Annotated in this window: 14 protein-coding genes; all 14 read right to left on the reverse strand. The window is 64.7% G+C overall.

All coding sequences use genetic code 11. The features are described 5' to 3' along the window. Nucleotides 1-251 precede the first annotated feature (251 nt). Complete coding sequence (locus tag SMA01S_RS19045) at nt 252-3,329, reverse strand: efflux RND transporter permease subunit (protein ID WP_066826215.1); 3,078 nt, start codon at nt 3,327-3,329, stop codon at nt 252-254. Next, on the reverse strand, nt 3,326-4,345 hold the full coding sequence (locus tag SMA01S_RS19050) for an efflux RND transporter periplasmic adaptor subunit (protein ID WP_157094040.1): 1,020 nt from the start codon (nt 4,343-4,345) through the stop codon (nt 3,326-3,328). The genes SMA01S_RS19045 and SMA01S_RS19050 overlap by 4 nt, the downstream gene beginning before the upstream one ends. After that, entirely contained in the window at nt 4,342-5,748 is a 1,407-nt protein-coding gene (locus tag SMA01S_RS19055) for a TolC family protein (RefSeq protein WP_084250444.1), read from the reverse strand. The genes SMA01S_RS19050 and SMA01S_RS19055 overlap by 4 nt, the downstream gene beginning before the upstream one ends. 134 nt (nt 5,749-5,882) lie before the next feature. Then, nucleotides 5,883-6,401, reverse strand: coding sequence for a hypothetical protein (locus tag SMA01S_RS19060; RefSeq protein WP_066826220.1), 519 nt, complete (start codon nt 6,399-6,401; stop codon nt 5,883-5,885). Nucleotides 6,402-6,427: 26 nt separating this feature from the next. Next, complete coding sequence (locus SMA01S_RS19065; protein WP_066826223.1) at nt 6,428-7,153, reverse strand: hypothetical protein; 726 nt, start codon at nt 7,151-7,153, stop codon at nt 6,428-6,430. Next, on the reverse strand, nt 7,153-8,502 hold the full coding sequence (locus tag SMA01S_RS19070; protein WP_066826226.1) for a 2-hydroxycarboxylate transporter family protein: 1,350 nt from the start codon (nt 8,500-8,502) through the stop codon (nt 7,153-7,155). The genes SMA01S_RS19065 and SMA01S_RS19070 overlap by 1 nt, the downstream gene beginning before the upstream one ends. A gap of 3 nt (nt 8,503-8,505) precedes the next feature. After that, a complete protein-coding gene (locus SMA01S_RS19075) occupies nt 8,506-9,543 on the reverse strand; it encodes a YncE family protein (RefSeq protein WP_066826228.1) in 1,038 nt (345 codons plus the stop codon). A gap of 31 nt (nt 9,544-9,574) precedes the next feature. Continuing rightward, on the reverse strand, nt 9,575-12,673 hold the full coding sequence (locus SMA01S_RS19080; protein WP_066826230.1) for a TonB-dependent receptor plug domain-containing protein: 3,099 nt from the start codon (nt 12,671-12,673) through the stop codon (nt 9,575-9,577). A gap of 83 nt (nt 12,674-12,756) precedes the next feature. Then, complete coding sequence (locus SMA01S_RS19085; protein ID WP_084250437.1) at nt 12,757-13,830, reverse strand: YncE family protein; 1,074 nt, start codon at nt 13,828-13,830, stop codon at nt 12,757-12,759. A 21-nt stretch (nt 13,831-13,851) separates the two neighbouring features. Beyond that, the gene (locus SMA01S_RS19090; RefSeq protein ID WP_157094041.1) at nt 13,852-14,703 is read right to left on the reverse strand and encodes a hypothetical protein; all 852 of its coding nucleotides are present in this window, start codon (nt 14,701-14,703) and stop codon (nt 13,852-13,854) included. 227 nt (nt 14,704-14,930) lie between these two features. After that, complete coding sequence (locus SMA01S_RS19095) at nt 14,931-16,310, reverse strand: sensor histidine kinase (protein WP_066826237.1); 1,380 nt, start codon at nt 16,308-16,310, stop codon at nt 14,931-14,933. Then, nucleotides 16,300-16,986, reverse strand: coding sequence for a response regulator transcription factor (locus SMA01S_RS19100; RefSeq protein WP_066826240.1), 687 nt, complete (start codon nt 16,984-16,986; stop codon nt 16,300-16,302). Before SMA01S_RS19100 ends, SMA01S_RS19095 begins: the two co-directional genes overlap by 11 nt. Nucleotides 16,987-17,361: 375 nt before the next feature. After that, nucleotides 17,362-18,687, reverse strand: coding sequence for a HAMP domain-containing sensor histidine kinase (locus SMA01S_RS19105; protein WP_066826243.1), 1,326 nt, complete (start codon nt 18,685-18,687; stop codon nt 17,362-17,364). Next, a complete protein-coding gene (locus SMA01S_RS19110) occupies nt 18,680-19,357 on the reverse strand; it encodes a response regulator transcription factor (RefSeq protein ID WP_066826245.1) in 678 nt (225 codons plus the stop codon). The genes SMA01S_RS19105 and SMA01S_RS19110 overlap by 8 nt, the downstream gene beginning before the upstream one ends. Nucleotides 19,358-19,361 lie beyond the last annotated feature (4 nt).

Here is a 19,361-nt window from a genome sequence, read left to right on the forward strand (position 1 = left end):
GACGTTTATTCATGTAGGCAGGGAATGTCCGAATCTGGGTGGGGTGTGGATATCGAGGATGCCCTGAAGCTGGCGTAGAAAACGGAGCTCTGAAAGCGGCGCGGCCCTAGGCCTGGGCCGCGCCATGCCGGCAGTTGGCGCCCACTAGCCGTCATTGGATGATGATCACGGCGACCTAAAAAAAGGTCATTCTTCAGGCCGGAGGCAAGCCGTAGTCGGCACGGCTTCGGCGTGCCGGTCATTGTGATGGACTAAAGGGACGCGTCAACCCGTCGACCGCGGGCCATCATAGCCAGGGCCGCCGGCAGGAACAACAGGACCAACGGCACGGCAGCGGTCAACCCGAAGATGATCGCGGTGGCGAGCGGGCGCTGCAGCCCGGCACCGCGGCTGACCCCCAGCGCGAGCGGGGCCAGCGTTAGAACCGCGATAAGCGCTGACATCAGGATCGGCCTGAGGCGTTTTTCGCCGGCCTCGCGAAGGTCAGCCAACACCAGCGTACGGTCGAGCCGGAGTTCGGCGAGGTAGAAGATCACCAGTTCGGTGACCATCCCCACCACCATCGTCAGTCCCATTAGCGCCGAGATGTCGAGTTCGATGCCGGTGATCCATAATCCGCACAGCACCGCGGCTGCGGACAGGAGCACCGTCGCGATCGCCGCAACCGTCCAGGCGATGCGCTCGAACAGCAGGGTCAGCAGCAACGCAGTCAGTAACAAGGCGGCAACGAACACCACAGTCAGGTCGGCGAAGCTCTGCTGTTGCTGCGCGTAGAGACCGCCATAGTCGACGCGCACCGACGCCGGCAGTTTGAGGCCGGCGACGGTCGCGCGCACATCCTTCATCCCCGAACCTAGATCGCGACCTTCAAGCCGGGCGGTAACCGCGATGAACGGCGCGAGATCCTCCCGGGTGATCTGCTCCTGTCCCGGAGTTACTGACACTGTCGCGATCTGGCCGACACGCACGAGGTGTCCGTCGGGCGCGACCAAGGGCAGGCGAGCGATATCGTCGGCATGCGAGCGTAGTTCGGCGGCGGCGCGGACGCGCACGTTGACGAGTTGCTCGCCGATCCGCAGTTGGGTCGCGGGCGTGCCGGCGATCAGCGCCTCGACCTGAGTGGTGACTGCGTCGGGATCGAGCCCATGTTGCAGCGCGGCCGCTGGATTGACTTTGATGGTCAGCGCGTCGCCGGCAACGCGGAGGCCGTCGACCACCTCGACCACGCCGTTGATTTTGCCGATCGCCTCGCCGACCTTCTTCGCGGAATCCGCCAGCAGCTTGGGATCGTCGCCAAACAGCTTGACCTCGATCGGCTGCGGCACCGCGGTAAGGTCACCGATCAAATCCTCCATCAACTGCGCGGTCTCGATCTCGAGTCCGGGCACCTTCTCCGCGACCTGACCGCGAATGTCGGCCATCACCTCCTCGATGTCGCGACGCGATCCACCTTTCAGCCGGATGAAGTAATCCCCCTCGTCCGCCTCGGTCAGTCCCCCACCGAGCTGAAGCCCGGTGCGGCGCGAATAGCTCGCGACTTCGGGGGTCGCCGAAATGATCTGCTCGACCTGGCGCAGCAGCCGATCCGTATCGCTCAGCGCCGATCCCGGCTTTGCCTTGTAATCGAGGATGAACCCCCCCTCGTCCATCGCCGGCATGAACCCCGACGGCACGTGGTTCCACGCGGCATAGCCGAGCACCGCCATGCCGATGCCGAGCAGAGCGACGAAAAGGCCGGGCCGCGCCAGCGCGCGGTCGCCGGCACGGCCGTTCCATTTCTCTAGCAGACGCATGAACGCGCCGGCACGATCCGCCGCCTCGACATCCTGCTGCCGCACCCACCGCTCGGACACCAGAGGAAGCAGGTAACGCGCGAAAAGCAGCGACAGACCGAGGGACGCGACCATCGTCAGCGCCAGCGCTTTGAAAAACCCGCCCGTCACGCCACTGACGAACGCCAGCGGCGTGAACACGACGATCGTCGCGGCAGTCGATCCGAACAGCGGTTTAGCCATCTCGCCCGCCGCCTTCCCGATCGAAGTGGCGCCCTCCTGCAACCGCCGCATGATGTGTTCGAGCATCACCACCGCGTCATCGACGACAAGCCCGACCGCAGCCGCCATCCCGCCGAGCGTCATCATGTTGAAGCTCATCCCGAACGCGAACAGCAATAGACAGGTCGCGGCGAGAACCGCGGGCAGCATCAGCCCGGTGATCAGCATCAGCCGTCCTGAGCGCAGGAACACGAACAGTACCAGTCCCGCGAGCACCGCGCCGATCAGGATCGCGTCGCGGACCGCATTGGCCGCCCCGGTGACCAGTTCAGACTGGTCATAGAAAGTTGTGACCGTCACGCTGGGTGGCAGGCCGAGCGTCTTCAGCCGCGCATCGATATCGCCGACGATGCGCACCGTGTCGCCGCTCAGCGACTGGCGAATATTGACCAGGACGGCGTCCTGGCCGCTCGACGTGACCTTGGTGAAGGATGGCTCGACCGACGGGTGGATTGTCGCGATCTGGCCCAGCGTCACCAGGCCGGCGCCGCCCGCGGCGCCGGCCTTGACCGGCGTGGCGGCAAGATCGGCGATCGACGCCAGTCGGTTCTCGCTCAGCACGAGATACAGGCGGTGGCGATCCTCGAGCTTGCCGACACCGCGGATCGCGTTGGCCTTGCCGAGCGAGGCGGCGATCGTGTCGAGCGACAGGCCGAGGGCTTGCGCCCGCGCCGGATCGACGTCGATCGCGAGTTCGCGCGGCGAGCCGCCGAGCACGTCGACCCCGGCCACGCCCGGCACCGCGGTAAGCGCCGGACGGACCTGCAACTCGGCGATCTGGCGCAGCGCATTCTGATCGAGCGTCTTCGACGTCAGTGCGATACCGAGCACTGGAAAGATAGTCGGGTCGGAGCGCCGCACGTCGAACCGCGTGCCGGCGGGCAGATCGGGCAGCGTCGTCGCCAGCGCAGTCTGCGTCGCCAACGTGGCAGCGACCATGTCCTGGCTCCAAGGGAAATCGACTGCAACTTCGGCCGAGCCGCGGCTGGTGGTCGATCGCACCCGCGATACGCCGGGGACCGCACGTAGTGCGATCTCGATCGGGCGGGTGATCTCGGCGGTCATTTGTTGGGCGTCGCGGTCGCCGGCATCAATCGACACCACCACGCGCGGGAAGTCGATATGCGGAAACAGACTGACCGGCATCCGCGTCGCCGCCATCACTCCGCCCAGTACGATCAGCGCGGCAGCGAGCCACAGCGCGCGGGCGTGCCGCTGTAGCGCACTCGGGGCATGCGCCGCCGACTGGGTCGGGGAAACGGCGTCCTCGCTCATTGCGTGCGCACCTTCATGCCGTCCTCGACCGCGGTGCCACCCTCGACCACGACGCGATCGCCGAGCTTGAGACCCCTGATCACGGTGACTCGGTCCCCGGTCGACGGCTGCGTCGCGACGTCGCGACGATGCGCGACGCCGCCGGCGACGACATAGACGTAAGTTTGCCCCGCATCGTCGAGCAACGCGGCATAGGGAATGGTCAGCGCGGTGGTGCTATCACCGACGCCGATCGTCGCGGTCAACGCCTCGCCTGGGCTGATACCGCTGCCCGCCGGCACGTCGGCATAGACCGAGGCGAGGCGGGTCTGAGGGTCGACCACCGGGCTGACCGACGCGATCGTCGCGGCAAGCGGCGCGCGCGCGGTATTACCGGCGATGCTGAGCGCCATGCCGGGGCGGATCGATCGCGCGGTGCCGGGATCGATCCCGAAGCGGACGCGCGCATTGCCCGGCCGCACGACCGACGCGACTGCCGCGCCCGGTTGAACCAGATCGCCTACCGCCGGCGTCACGATCTCGACCACCCCGGCCGCGGGGGCGCGCAGCGTCAGCCCGCTGGCGCGCTGCGCCATGCTGCTGCGTAAGGCTTTGGCCGACTCCGCCGCGGCGCGCGCAGCATCGACCTCGGCGTTGCTGACTAGACCGTCCGCACGGAGGCGTAGTGCGCGTGCGAGCGCGGCGTCGGATGCCTGCGCGTCGCTCGACGCCTTGACCAGATCGACCCGCGTGGTCGGCGACGCCGCCAGCCGCGCCACCACTTGGCCCTGCCCTACCTGCGTCCCGGCGGGCGCGTCGATGGCGACGACGGTCGCCTCGGCCGGCGCGACCAAAGCTACCTTGCCCAGCCGGCCGGCCTCGGCCGCGCCGTAGACTGTAATTTGCTGCCCGCCGCCGCCTTGGGCGACCGGCGCGAGCTTGACCAAGGCAACCGGCTCGGGTTCCTTGGCGGTATCGTCGGCACCTGAGCAGCCGGCCAGCAGCAGCGCAAATCCGCAAATCGTGGTTCTGGTCATTGCGTCCACGCCTCCCTCAGCGTGCCGGTAAGAAGTTCGAGCGCGATCATTTGTTCGGCGATCGCTTGGTCGCTCTGGGCGAGCAGGATCTGCTTGTCGCGAAGCGCCTGTTCGGCGGTTTCGGCGGTGGAGAGCGCGAGGTCGCCGCGACCCGCCGCGCGGCGGGTCGCTGTCGCGTAGCGTTCTGCCGATGGCAAGTCGCGCAGCACCGCGTCGCGTTGGCGCCGCGCGACAAGAATGCCGGACACCGCGGCAGCGATCTCTGCGCGGGCCTGGGACAATCGCGCTTCGTATTCAGCCTTGAGCGCCGCGCGGGTCGCGCGCTCGATCGCGATGCCGCCGCGGTTGCGGTTCCATAGCGGCACGGTGAAGTCGATCGCCGGTCCGACGATCAAATTGCCGGCGGTGTCGCGGTTGCCGGTCAAGGTCAGCGCGAGCGTTGGGAACTGGTCCATGATCGCCTTGCGCGTGGCCGCCTCCTGCGAGGCATAGCCCGCCTCCAGCGCCTTGATGTCGGTGCGGTTGACCTGCCCGATCGCGAACAGCTTTGCAGGGTCGAGCGGCACGTCAGGGATTGCTGGCGATGCAAGCAGCAACGACGTTTGCGGCGGCAGGCCGAGCAAGCGGTTCAATTCGAACCGCGCCGCCGCCAGATCGCGCTCGGCGGTGCGTGCCTTGTCTTCGGCATCGGCGGCGGCAGTGCGCGCCGCCTGATCCTGATCGGCGGCGAGGTCGCCTCGCGCCGCTGCGCGCTGGGTGCGATCGAGCAGCGACCGCGCATTGGCGCGCGTGGCGTCGGCAAGCGTCAAGTTGCGGACCAGCGCCAGGATGCGCACCGCCTGAATCCGTGCCTGTCCAGCGGTCTGCCACTCGTTCCAGGCCAGGTCGAGCCGGACCTGTCTTGCGGCCGCTCGTGCCTGGGCCAGTTTGACCCCGCGCGTGCGCAAGCTGTTGAGGTCGAAGCCGAGCGCGCCGACCAGATCGGGCAACGGATCAGGACCCGACAATACCTTGCTCGCGCCGAAACTAAAGGTCGGATCAGGCAGCAGCCGGGCGGCAAACACTTGCGCGTCGCTGATCCCGGCGCGTTCGCGTAGCGCCTTCAGATCGGGATTGTTGACCACCGCCAGCACCGCCACCGCATTGCCGTCGAGTGGTGCGGCGAGATCGACCGCCAAGGGTTTGAGATACGGCCGGTCAATTGTCGCCGCTGCCTGTGACAGTGCCGCCGCGTCAGGCGCGGCGAGCACCGCCGGCGCAGGCGACAGCGGTGACGGCGCATAGTGCGCACACGCGGCGAGCGGGAGCAACAGGAGGACGCGAGCCGCTCTGATGCGCGGACGGCTCGTCTCCACAGGCCGCTGGGGCGATCGTTGCAGATGGCTGCGCTCGTCGGCTTTCATCGGGCGGCGATCCATTTTCTGTCTTCGTTAGCGAGCGGAGGGCCGCCGGCAAGCGGGTTAGCAAGCCGTACGTTGATCGACCGTTGCCGTCGCTTTCGATTTTCCCAATGTTTCTGAACAAAGCCGTAGCGGCGTCATTTTGCCGATGCGAACAATGCGGCGTAGCTCGGAATGCGTTTGGCGAGCGCATCGCGCAGGTCGAGCGCCTTGAGATACAGGCTGCGCTCGTACTGGTTGCTAGCGACCGGAACCTTAAAGGCGTAGACGATAAGCCCAATGTTCGCGCCGCTGCGGTCGCGCAACGGCATCAGCACGACGAACTTTGGCGACGCGTCTTTGGTCCTGTGCCAGCGGGGATCGACGATCGTAATGCCCTTTTTCGATACGTCGATATCGTCGGGATCGTCGGGGTTGCCGATGCGGTCGGCGTACGAGCCAGCAAACATCGTATAAGTGTCGGACATCCCCGGAGGCACGCCGTGGAAGGTGACGCTGAGCAACTCGGCGTGCGCCTTCATCGTCTCGTCAGACAATTGCTGCGCATAGATGCGGCCTGCCGGCGCAGTCCAGTTCTTGGCGGGCACGGTTTGGGCGTCGGCCACGGGGGCAAGGGTAAGTGCGGCGGCAGTCAGGCAGGCGAGGCGGCGGTGCATCGGTGGTCTCCCGAACGAGGACAGGGTCATAAAGCGGCAAGTGAAGGGATGCGGCGGGCAAGCGCGGCCCGGACCGCAAGCGCGCGGGTGTAGGCGGCTTCGTTGCCGCCTCGCGGCTCGATCAGAAAACTGGTGCTGAGCGCGCCGATCACTCGACCGCTTGCGTCGAGCAGCGGCAACTCTACCGCTAGCCGGCGACCTGCGTTGGTCACTTCGCGCCGAATAGTGCCGCGCGCGATCACGTCTGCGTCGTCGGCGTCGGCGGGCTTGCCGATCCGACCGAAGCTCGAGGCGATGATCGTGTTCGACGCCCCCAGCGGCGCGACATGCAGCGCCAGCGTGATGAGATCGGGAAAACGGTCGAGCATCTGGTCGACCAGCGCCTGTGCTCGAGGATCGCGTATCGCGCCGGCAACGAACGGATCGGCTTCAATCAGATTATCGGCGACATAGATGCGCCGGGCCATGTCGCGCGCGATCGGGCCGGCGGCGATGCGGCGACGCCCGGTGACGGTGAGCACGCCGATTGGATCGCCCATCGCTGTGGTCAGCGGGACGGTCGTGACCACGGCTGCCGCCTCGCCACGCCGGATGCCTATAGGCCGGCCGTCCTTCGCCGTCGTCGCGACGCGGATCGACGCCACGCCGGGATGCCGAGCCGCGATCGCGGTCAGCAAGGTATCGCCATAGGTCTGTGCTGCCGCCGGCGTGGCCGCCATCACCGCGGCCAGCGCTATGCCCCAATTGCCCATCACGTGCCGAATCGCGCAAACAGCGCCAGCGCGAGCGTCACCGTGATCGCACCGCCGATCCGCGTCGCGACTTGTGCGAACGGCATCAGCATCATCCGGTCCGACGCGCCCAGGATGGCGACATCACCGGTCCCGCCCTGGCTGGCGCGGCAGGCGGCGATGATCCCCGCTTCGACCGGATAGATGTTGACCGCGCGGCCGACGAAAAATCCAGTGACGACCAACGTGCCGACGGTGGCCAGGACGGTGAAGATGGTCGGCGCGTTGAACGCGCTGATCAGCTTTTCCCACGGCGTCTTGGCGACCCCGATCGCGAACAGCAAAGGATAGGTGACCAGACTCGCGAAGAATTGATAGTTACGATAGGCGCCCTGTTCGAGCCGCGGCGAGACGACACGGCCGAGCTTCAGAAGCACCGTCAGAAACAACATCGTCACAGGGCCAGGAAAGCCGGTAAACTTCTGTGTCAGGGCACCGACAAAATAGAGCGTCATCGCGAGCACCAGCGCTCCGCCAACTGTCTGCAGGTCGGGCGTGAAGCGCGGCGCATCCTCGCCGGTCAGCGGTATGTCGTGCTCACCAGGCTGCAGATTGCCGTTGCCGGTCAGCAGCGGCCGCCGCCGTCCGAGCAGGTTGAGCCCGCCCGCGAGCAGGATCGCGACGAGGCTGCCGAACATGACGGCGGGAAGGATTTCGGCGAGCAGGTCACCCTGCGCATGGCCCGACAGCGCGCCGTAACCGATCGACAGCGGTATCGCGCCTTCGCCGACGCCGCCGGCCATCACCGGTAGGACGACATAGAATGTGGCGTGCCACAGACCGAGCCCGAGCGCGGTCCCTACGGCGATGCCGACCGCGGCTGCGGCAAGCGACCCCGCGAGGATTGGCGCCAAAATCTTGACGAAGCCGCCGATCAGCATTCGCCGGTCCATACCGAGGATCGAGCCGACGATGATCGATCCGATGAACAAATAGAGGAAGTTGCTCTGCTCGGCGAAGGTGCTGATCGAGTCCTTGAGCGGCACGGGAATGACATGGGCGTAGACCAAGTAGGACGGAACGAACGTCGCCATGATCGCCGCGGCGCCGATCCGTTTCACCACCGGGATATGCTTGCCGATCTCGGCGCAGGCGAAGCCGCCGACCGCCAGGATCAGGATGTTCATCGTCAGGTCCGACGGCACCACTCCCGATCGCACATAGACGGCGATGATCGCCAGGATGACGACGAATACCGGTACCGGCACGATACCGACGCGCGTGTCCATCAATCGCCACCAGCGGTTGACCGGCGGTGGCGCGGCAACTGACTCGGACGATCCCTCGTCATTGGCCGGCGCGAGTGACATCGTCTATTTCTCAGACACGGCGATCAGCCGGAACGTCCCCGGCTGGGCGTTGGGCAAATGCTTCTTGCCCGTGACCGCCGGCGGCCAGACCAAGTCGGCGGTCGACGAGAACAGCCGGTGCGTTTTCGGGTCAAGCGCGATCGTCTTGGCATATTCGTCGATCGGCAACGTCCGCGCGACCGCATAGCTGTTCGGCCCGCGTTGCGCGACGATCGTCCAGGTCTTGTCGCGATTGGCAACAATCGCGCGCTTGCGGACGGCGTCGAACACAATGCCGTCGGGATCGCCGCCGACCGGCACCGACGCGACGACCTTGCCGCTATCGGCGTCGGTCACAATCATCACCTTGTTGCCGCAGCCGCTAAATAGCCGTCGGTTGACCGGATCGAACGCGAGTGGCGCGGGGCCATCGCAGCCGGTCAATGGAAAGGTGCGCGTGACTTTCATCGTCGCGGTGTCGATTTCGACGATTGAGCTGGTCTCCTCCATGTTCGCCCAAACCTTGCCCTTGCCGTCGGCCTGGGAGAATTCGGGACCGCTCGGCAGCTTGATCGTCGCGGTCACCGTGGCGGTGGCGGGCTCGATAACGGTGACGTCCTCCGAATCGCCGTTGAACGCCATAATTTTACCCGAAGCGGGATCCCGCAGGATGCTGTCGGGCTTGGTCCCGACCGCAATCGAGGCGAGCACCTTGCCGCTTGCGAGGTCGAACATCTTGACCGAATTGGTGTTGCCGTCGGACACGAAGCCGTGCCCCGCCGCGGCATCGAGCGCAACGCCATGCGCACCGTCGAGTCCCTCGACCGTCGCGATCGGCTGGAGCGTGTCGAGGTCGAGGATATGCACCCGTGTCGTGTGCGTGACGTACAGCCGGCGACCCACCGGATCGACCGTGACATAGTCGCCACGACCGTCGCCCGGCAGACCGACCCGTGTGATCGCATAGCCGCCCGCCGTCCGCTTCGCCGCGCCGATCGCGACGCCCGACCCCGCTAAAACGGCCACACAGGCAACCGACATCATCACTTTGCGCACGCTCATTTCTCCTCTGGACAATCCGAATTCGCGACCGTCAGAACTTCACGGACGCCTGGACGTAGCCAAGCCGGCCGATCGCGGAGTAGGTCGAGACGTCCGCCGTATTGTCGGTATAGGCCGCACTTGGCGTGAAGACGTTGGTCGATACCGGCGGCATGCGGTCGAACACGTCGTTGACCCCGACCGCGATGGCGAATCCGCTCGGATGCCCGTCGCGATCCTTGAGCGTGTATCCCAAGCGCAGATCGAAGGTCGTGTACGGCTTGATCCGACCGGCGAACGCGGTCGGTGGGGTGTGCGCCGCATTGGTTTCGTAAGTGATCCCGCCCGCACCCAGGTCTCGCACTGCAGAGACATAAGTGTTGGCTATGGTCAGGTCGAAGCCGCCGATCGCCCAGTTCACCGACGTGTACGAGCGGAACTTGGGCAGCACACCCTGGACGCCGGTACCGCCATTGGTCGCGGTGCCGGCATATTCGTAGAATTTCTGGCTCGGTAGCGCCTGGAACTGATAGTTCAGGAAAACCGCCATGATCGAGTTGAACGTGAGCTTTCCCGCGCCGCCGAAGTCGCGCTCGTAATCGATCGTGCCGTTGAGCGTCTTGACCCGAATACCGCCGAGATTGGTAAACCGGTCGATCGCATAGACGTTGGCGTAGTTGGCCGGGTCGGCGGCGAGATAAGCGCGCAGATCACCCGGATTGGTGAACGGCGTCGCGCCGGGCATGCCGGGGAAGTTGCCCTTGGCGATATTGCCGGCGAACAACGACGCGGATCCGTTCTGGTTGACGTCGAGGAAGATGTTGCTGAACCCGATCCCGCCCGGCAGTCCGCGTTCTTTGACCAGCGAATAATCGATGGAAAGACGCAAGCCTTCGATGACCGGCGGTTTGAACACCACGCCCAGCGAATAAGAGGTCGCCTTGGCCGGCTGTAGACCGGGATTGACGCCGTCCTCGACCGGCGACAGCCCGGCGGCTAGGCCAGGGAAGGCGGCAGGGATGATGCCCGGACCGGCTTGGCGGAAATTGACCGGCCCATACTCCTGGTAGAGAGGCGGCGCGGTGAACGACTTCGCGTAGGTGCCCCGGATCGTCAGGACGCCTTGGCTGTCGGGCTTCCAAAAGAAGCCGACCTTCGGCACGGTCGAATTGCCCGCATCGCTGTAGTTCTCGTGCCGGATCGCGCCGATCAGGTCGAATTCGTGGAAGCCGGGAATAGTGAAATCGTCGCCGAAGATCGGCAGGCGGACTTCCGCGAATTCGGAGGTAATCCGGCGCCCCGCCGTCGTACGCGATCCGGCAGCATTGGTTGAGCATGCGACCGGGAACGGGTCGGCGGATTGCCCGCCAATCCAGCTCGATGGATTGTTGGTCAGCGTACCGCCGTCGTTGCAATAGTTCGGGTCGGTATGAACATAGCCGTTCGCATCGGGAGTTCCCGACAACGACTCACGCCGGTAGGCGGCGCCGACGGCGATCGACAGCTTGCCGCCGGGCAGTGTGACCGGCGCCCCGGTGATGGTGGCATCGAACGAATCAAGCTTGCTCGCGGCATGCAGCCGTTCGGTGCCGTAGATCGATGCCAAGGTCGTACGGTTGACTGTGCCGGGCCGCGCTAGCGGGTCGAGCGCCGGGACCAATATCAGTGGCGCGTTGAGCGAGAAGCTTGAGAACACCTTGCTATAGGCGCCCCCTGCCACCGCATTCCCGCTCGCGTCGAACCCGCCGGCGAGCGCGCGTGCCACGTTCGGGGCATAGATCACGTTCTGCTGCTGTTGGTCGAGGATATTGATGCTGTGAACGTACGCGGCATCGTACCGCCAACTGCCGCCCAGATCACCCTTGAAGCCAGCGGTGAGACGCAGGCTTTCGTTGCGATTGAAATACCGTTTGGGATCCGAGGTGCTGCCGAAGGTGATGCCTGATAGCGTCCCTGCGACCGGATTGAACGGTGCGCCCTGCGCCAGTGTCACGCCGGTGGTGACTGGCCGGAACTGGGTGAAGCTACGGTTTTCAGCGAGTTGCGCGCTGGCATAGAAGCGCACCGCATCCCCGAACAACCGGGCGTTGGTGCTGATGTCGATCGCCTTCTGCTCCTGTTGCAGCAGAATCGTCTGGTATCGCGACAGATCGTAGGTGCCGCCGATGCCAGTGCCGGCTATCGCGATATTGCTGTTGGCGGTGGGCGGCGACGTTTGTGGCGACGTGGTCGTCGGCGTGTTGATGTACGTGCCGTTGGCGATCAACGCCGCAAAATTTGGTGCGGTCGCCGCGATCCCGGTCGGATTGCGCTGTGCCGGACTACCGAGGCCGGGTGCGAGCACGCCGAAGAAGCCGCCGGTGACGACCGACCCCGGCACCGCCGTTGCGGTGCTGTAGAACGGCGAGGTGAAACCGCGCTGGTATTGGTACAACGGATCGCTCTTGGCATAACCGCCGGCGATGGTGATGTTCCAATCGCGCGTCAGGTTATGTCCGACAGTGAAGTTGAGGCTGCGCTCGCGATAACCGCCGTCAGCAAATCCATAGCGCCCATCGACCGACCCGCCCTCGTAGTCGTTCTTGAGGATGAAGTTGATCACGCCACCGACCGCATCCGAGCCATAGATCGCCGACGACCCGTCGGTCAGCACCTCGACGCGATCGATCGCGGCGACCGGTACCGATGCGAGGTCGACGAATACCTTACCGCCGAGCCCGGCGATGGCATTGACCGCGACCCGACGCCCGTCGATCAGCACCAAGGTATCAAGGTTGCGCAACTGCGCTTGGGATCCACCGGCGGTGTTCTGGTTGGTGTTGTTGGCGTTGCTGTTACCCGCATTGCTGCGTCCTGCGAAGGACGGAATCTGCTTGCGGATCAGTTCGAGCGCGTTGTTGGCAACGCCGCCGCGCTGAATTTCGTCGCTCCCGATCACGCTGACCGGGACCGCGACCTGGTCCGGGGTGGTCGGCAGGGCCGAGCCGGTGATGATGATATCCTTTTGCTGCTCCTGTTCATCGGACTTGTCGGCGGGCTGTGGCGCCGACGGAGGCGTGGTTTGAGCATAAGCGGGCAGCGCAAGGAGCAGCAGGCTGGTACCGAGCGCGGTCGATAGTGCCAAGCGCGTCGAACGAAGTGACGTCATCATTATGTCCTCCCCTTAGTAACCGAAACGTCGCTCCCGCTCTGAGCGCGAGATTGTCGGACGAACCGGGTTCTTATTTGCGCGCCTCAACGCGGCGCGATGTCGTACCTGAGCACCTTACCTATCGCCTTGGTCTCGCCGGGTGACGCCGCGATCCAGAGTCGCGTATTCGGCGCGTCTAAGATCGCGGTTTTCGCGCCGGGCAGCGTCGTCACCTTGGCGGCTTCGGTATATTTATCCGCGCCGTATTGCTCGATAACGCTGGTCCATCCTTCGCCACCGGTCACGTAGATGCGGCGATTACCGGAATCCCAAGTAACCTGATCGGTGCGCTCCGGCGCCTTGAACTCCGCGACCTGAGCACCGGTATCGGCATTGAGCACGACCAGCTTGCCGGGCTTGCGCGTCACCACGAACAGGCGGCGATTGGCCTCGTCCATGGCAATCGGAGCGTTCTGCTCGGCAGCCATGATCGGCCATTGCGCGGTGACCTTGCCCGACGCCTTGTCGATGACCGCGAGATAATTCTTGTCGGTTACGTTGATGTAGATGTGCGGGCCGTTCTGCTCGACTGCCATCGCCTCCACATGGTCCGCATCGAAGTGAACCGACTTGATCGTTTTGCCGGTGGTCGGATCCAATTCGATCAGGTTGCTGTCTTTTTGCGGCACATCCTTACCGCCGGTGACGATCCAAAGATGCTTCGAAGCACCGTCATAGCCGATCGAATCCGCCCCTTTTGGCAGCGCGTAGGCGCGCTTTACCTTCAGCGTCGCAGCGTCGAATATCTGCGACGGCTTCTCGCCATCGACCACGAGGATTTCGTTGGCGTCGGGCATGTAGAACACGCTGTGCGGGACGCCGAAGCCCTTCATCCGGGTGATTATCTTGCCCGTCTTGAGGTCCATGACCTCAAGCTCGGCGCTCTCCTCGCCGGCCAGAAACATCCGGCCGTCCTTGGTGTCGATTGAGAAATGGTCGAAGTCACCGGTATAGCCGGGGAAGTCGGTCGAGCCAGCAAGCTTGAGCGGAGCCAAGGCATTCGCCGGACTTGCGACGTTGCCGCCGCCGGCAGTGCCATTGCCGGATCCGGGCTGTTTGCATCCGCTGGTCGCGAGCATCAGTAGAGCGACAGTGGGGATTAGATAGAAAGGCTTCATGGCTGTCTCTTTCCGAGGGGATCAGCGGCGCCGGGCAAATAGAGCGGCGTTATCGGCGATGCGCGCAGCGATCTCGTCCCGGATGGCGAGGCCATGCCGATGGATCGCCTCCTTGTCGTCGCCGGGCTTGTAGCGAAACACGAGGCCGAGGGCGCCGATGCGCTTGCCGCTGGCGTCGAGTAACGGCAGTTCGGTCTCAAAGCGATCATTGTCGCCGCCGATCTCGAGGTTGGTCGATCCCTTCTCGATCACGCGCAGATCGTCTTCGTCGGCCATCTTGCCAATCCGACCGATATTGGAACCGATGATGATATTGGCTTTACCGCCCGGTGGCGTCGCGTGAATCATCATCACCAGCAGGTCTGGGTGCCCGGCGATCATCCGCTCGGTCAGCGCCTGGGCATAGGTGTTCGGTCCCCACGCGTTGTCGTACGGATAGGGATCGGCGGCGTTCTTCGCGCTCAACGTCGCACGCGCCATGTCGGCCGAAACAGCGCGCGCGATACCGTCGAGCCGGGCAATGCTTTGTCCCTTGCGATAGGCGAAGGCGATCACGATCGTGCCGATGGGATGGTCGGTCGAGCTGACGAACGGCGTGCGGACGACATAGGTCCTACCCCTGGGGCCAAGTTTGCCGCCGACATTCCAAGCCGGTTTAGGCGCTGCCGTGAACACCGCACCGCTGGCGCGGGTCGATCCCAGCACGACCGGTGACTTGTCGCTGTCGCGCTTGCCCTCGACGATGATCGACAGGATTTCAGGATGCCGGGTCTTAGCGGCTACAATTTGATGCTGAACGTAGGTTTTTCCACCGACCACGGGGGGGATGTAGTCGTCAGCTGAGGCCATTATCGGCAAGCCGACGAGCGCCAACGCAAATATCGAAATACGCGAAACCACGTTTTCCCTCCCCGTCGATAAGCGGCTTCTTGCCGTCCTGCTCGATGAAGTGAGGCCATCGTGTGGTGCGACGGCAAGACTAAAGTGGATTTATTAAACCGATTTAATGCGCGTTTATGTTGCAACTGCGAAGACGAACGACGCAATAGCTCGCGGCTGTGCCTGCAGCATGTGATCGGACATTAGCGGAATTTAATGTTCTACGACGTAGCGCGACGCATCGGCGCGTGGTTTTCCGGGGCCGGCGGCGCGATCGCGACTCGGCACCCGGTCGCGGCGTTGCCGATGGCCAGCTCCAGTCCATGCAAACGCGCGATCGCGCCAACCAGCGGCAGGCCTAGTCCGTTGCCGATCGTTTCCTGTGCACGTCCGCCTCGATAAAACCGCAACTTGACCGTTTCGCGATCGTCGGCAGCGATCCCGCAACCGGTGTCGGTGACGACGATCTCCGGTCCGTCGCGCAATTCGACCCCGATCGATCCACCGGGCGGCGTGAACTTGATCGCGTTGTCGATCAAATTGCCGACCGCTTCGAACAGCATGTCGAGGTCGCCCTGCATCTCGACCGGTCCGGTATCGGATTGCGTGAAGCGCAGCGTGATCGACTTGCTCGCGGCCGCAGGCTCGAAATAATCGACCGCATCGCCCAGAACGCGACCAAGATCGACGAGTTGGAATGAGGCTCGCCGCGCGCCGTCCTCGATCTCCGAAATACGCAGCAACGCAGCGAAGGTGGACAGCATCGCCCCGACCTCGACGATCGCCGTCTCGATCTCGGCGCGACGTTCCGCTTCGGTTAGGTTACGTCGATTGGCGCGTTCAAGCCCCGCCAGCAGGCGGGTAAGCGGTGTGCGCAGATCGTGAGCGATGCTGTCGCACACTCCTTTCACTTCACCCATCAGGCGCTCGATCTGGTCGAGCATCGAGTTCACCACGCGTGCCAGCCGGTCTATGTCATCGTTGGTGCCCCGTGTCGGCAATCGGCCAGCCAGATCGCCGCGCGTGATGCCCTCGATCGCCTGTGTCACCCGATCGAGCCGGCGCAGCGAAGCGATTCCGACCAGCGTCCCGCCGGAGACACCGAGCACGATCATCAGGACGAACGCGAGGAGCGTCACGTCGAGCAGCCTCTCGCGAAACTTGCCCAGTTCTTCGATATTGCGGCTCACGACAACCAAATTGCCATTTGGCAGCCGGTGTAGAATTGAGCGGTAGATCGTGTGTTCGCGCGTCGTGTTCACGGTCGTTTCGAAAAACTCCTCCAGCGCCGGCCGTGGGGACGGCAATTGGCGCAGGTTGCCTGCGAGCCAATTCCCGTGCGGATCGAACAGCCCGAACGGCCGCCGCCCGGTCAGGTCGGCGACGCTGTGCTGGTCGATCAGCGATTCGGTGACCCTGTGCGATCGGCTATCGTAGCTTGCCGCCTCAGCGCGCATCCGTTCGTCCGGGTTGCCGGACAGATAATGGGTGGTGCTGATGTAGATAGTCGCCACGAACAGCAGCGACGCCGAGCCGAACAAGGCGGCGAACCACAGCGCCAGCCGAAAGCTGGTCGCGCCGCGGAGTTCGCTAAGCCGCAACGAAGCGGTACCCTGCGCCGCGCACGGTCTCGATCATGGCCGGGCCGCCCCCGGCCTCCAGCTTGCGACGCAGCTTGGCGATATGGACGTCGATGACGTTAGTTCGTTCGTCGAGATGATACCCCCATACCTGCTCGAAGATCATTGTTCGTGTCATGATACTGCCGGCGTTACGCACGAGGTGCTCGAGCAACTGATATTCGCGCGGCAGCAACTCTATTTCGATGCCCGCGCGCCGCACCGTCCGCATCAACAAGTTTATATGCAGGTCACCGATGGTTAGCTCGACCTCCGGCACCGGTACATCCTGGGCGTGTCGGCGAACCAACGCATCGACCCGCGCGGTCAGTTCGAGGAAGTCGAACGGCTTGGTCAGATAGTCGTCGCCGCCGGCACGCAGCCCGCGCACCCGGTCGCTGACCGCCGAGAGCGCGCTCAGGAACAGCACTGGCGTGGTGACGCCCGTGCCGCGCAGTGCGGCCAAGACCTCCAGCCCGTTCAGCCCGCCGGGCAGCATACGGTCGAGGATGATCGCGTCATAATGCGACGAGCGCGCCTTGGCGATCGCCTCGACGCCGGTGCCGGCATGGCCGGATCCCATACCGCTATCGGCCAGCGCCGCGGCAATCTCGCGAGCCGTCTTGTTATCGTCCTCGACGATCAGGATGTCGGGCATCGACCGTGCCGATCATGGGTGGCGATGATCCCGCGCGAGCGCCGAACTGCAAGCAAGTGCCCCTCCTTCGCCGACCGGCACAAGCCGATAGTATCGCGGCCGCGCTCGTCCGGCGCAGGTTCGCTATGGGGTCCAACCTACGAGCGCTGCGCTCTCGTGCTTCATTGTATTTTCTCAATGTTGTCGATCCGCTGTGGCACGGCGGCTGGAACGAAGGTTCGGTGCTGGGAACCGGCGGCGGTGTGGACGCCATTCACGGACGGGCCAGTGGCAGCGACTAGCTCGATGCGATCCCTGCGTTGATCGCTAAAAGGTTTGGCGGCACCGCGCCCAGCCTTGCTGAGTTCGCTCTTCGTTGCGAGCGCGTTAGCCTGACTATCGCAGCCTCGGCAGTACCATCGTCACGCTAAGGCCCGGCGCTCTGCTGGCTACCACCGCCTCACCGCCGTGCGCGCTCGCCACCGCAGCGACCAGGCTGAGGCCGAGACCATTGCCTGGCGTCGTGCGGCTCGCCTCCGCGCGGAAAAAACGCTGCAGAATGGCATCGCGATCGGCCGGTGCCACGCCGGGGCCGTTGTCAGCAACCGACAGTCGTGCCCAGCGATCGTCGGCGTCGAGCATCATCCGGATCGCGGTACCCGGGGGCGTGTGCACGCTGGCGTTGTCGAGGAGATTGGCGATCGATTGCGCAAGCAGTTGGCGATCTCCAGATACCGCGATGGCCGGTTCGATCAGCCAATCGAGCGTGCGGCCGCCGTCATGAATCGCTGGCAGGAACCCCTCGCCGACATCTTCGACAAGCGCCGATAGGTCGATGCGCGAGAAGCCTTGATCCAGGCCGCCGCCCTCGACTTCGGTAATCCGCAGGATCGAGCCGAACAGCTTGAGCAGTTCGTCGGCAAGCTCAATCGCGCGCTGGGCGGCGCCGTCGTCATGACCCACGCGGTCGAGCTGATTGCGCAATCGCACCAGCGGGGTGCGCAGATCATGCGCCACGTCGCTCGACACCTGCTGCAAATTCTGCATCAGCCCGGCGATGCGGTCGAGCATTGCATTGATCGCGAGCGCGACCGCGTCAAATTCATCGTTGCGTGGCCCGACCGGCACGCGTTGATCGGGATTGCCGGCAACGATCGCGCGCGCGGTGTCGCTGATCGCGCCGAGGCGGCGGCGCAGATATTGTCCGAACATCAACGCACCAGCAGCGCCGATTACCACGATGACAGCGAACGCGACACCGAACAGCGTCAGAATGGTCCGGTCGATTGCCTCGATCGCTTCGGAATCGGCAGCGACGACGAGCCGGCCCCCGTCGGCCAGATCGACCGCTTGCGCACGGGCGACGTCCGGGCCTTCCTTTGGGTCGCGGAATACGATCATGCTGAAGCCTGGCGGCGGGCGTGGGGCATCGAGCGACCCGGCGACGCGTCGCCCGCTACGATCGAACAGCGCATAGCCGAAAGTGTCCGTCGCCGCTTTCGATGCCTCACGTTCACCGATTTCCTGCGCGATGTCTGCGGTTCCGCCCGACTCGCGCGACAGGTCGGCCGCTTCGACCGCGATCGCATGGTCGCGTTGCTGGCGAAATTCGGCATCGGCGGCGAAATATACTGCAATGCCCAGCAACAGGATCGCCGCGGCGAAAGCCGCGGCATAAGTGAAGGCGATGCGATAGGCGGCGCTCTTCAGCAGGCTAGCCATCGGCGCGCATTCGGTATCCGGCGCCGCGGATCGTCTCGATCGGGTCGTCGGCGAACCCCTCGCGCAGTTTCGAGCGCAGCCGGCTCAAATGACTTTCAACGATGTTGGTCTGCGGATCGAAATGAAATCCCCAGACGTGTTCGAGGAACATCGTCCGCGTCACGACGCGCCCGGCATTGCGCATCAGTAAATCGAGCAGGGCGAACTCGCGCGGCTGCAAATGAACTGGACGCCCGCCGCGGGTCACGTCGCGGCGCAGCACGTCAAGAACGATGTCGCCGACCGCCAGCCGCGTGATCACGTCGCTGATCGGCGGCCGGCGCAGCAACGCGTTGAGCCGTGCGGCGAGCTCGGCGAGTGCAAACGGCTTAACCAGATAATCGTCGGCCCCGGCATCGAGCCCGGCGACGCGATCGGCGATGCCGCCCTTGGCGGTCAGCACCAGCACCGGTACGCGCACCGATGCGGCGCGTAGGCGGCGCAAGACGTCGAGGCCCTCGATCCCCGGGAGCATGCGGTCGAGCACGATCGCATCGAAGGTCTCCGTTGCACCCAGGTGCAGCGCATTCTCCCCGCCGGCGACTCGAGTCACGACATGGCCAAGCTCGCCGAGCCCGCGCTCGATGAACGCGGCGGTCTCGGCATCGTCTTCGGCGAGGAGAATACGCATGCGG

Source organism: Sphingomonas mali NBRC 15500, from assembly GCF_001598415.1.
Lineage (GTDB): Bacteria > Pseudomonadota > Alphaproteobacteria > Sphingomonadales > Sphingomonadaceae > Sphingomonas > Sphingomonas mali.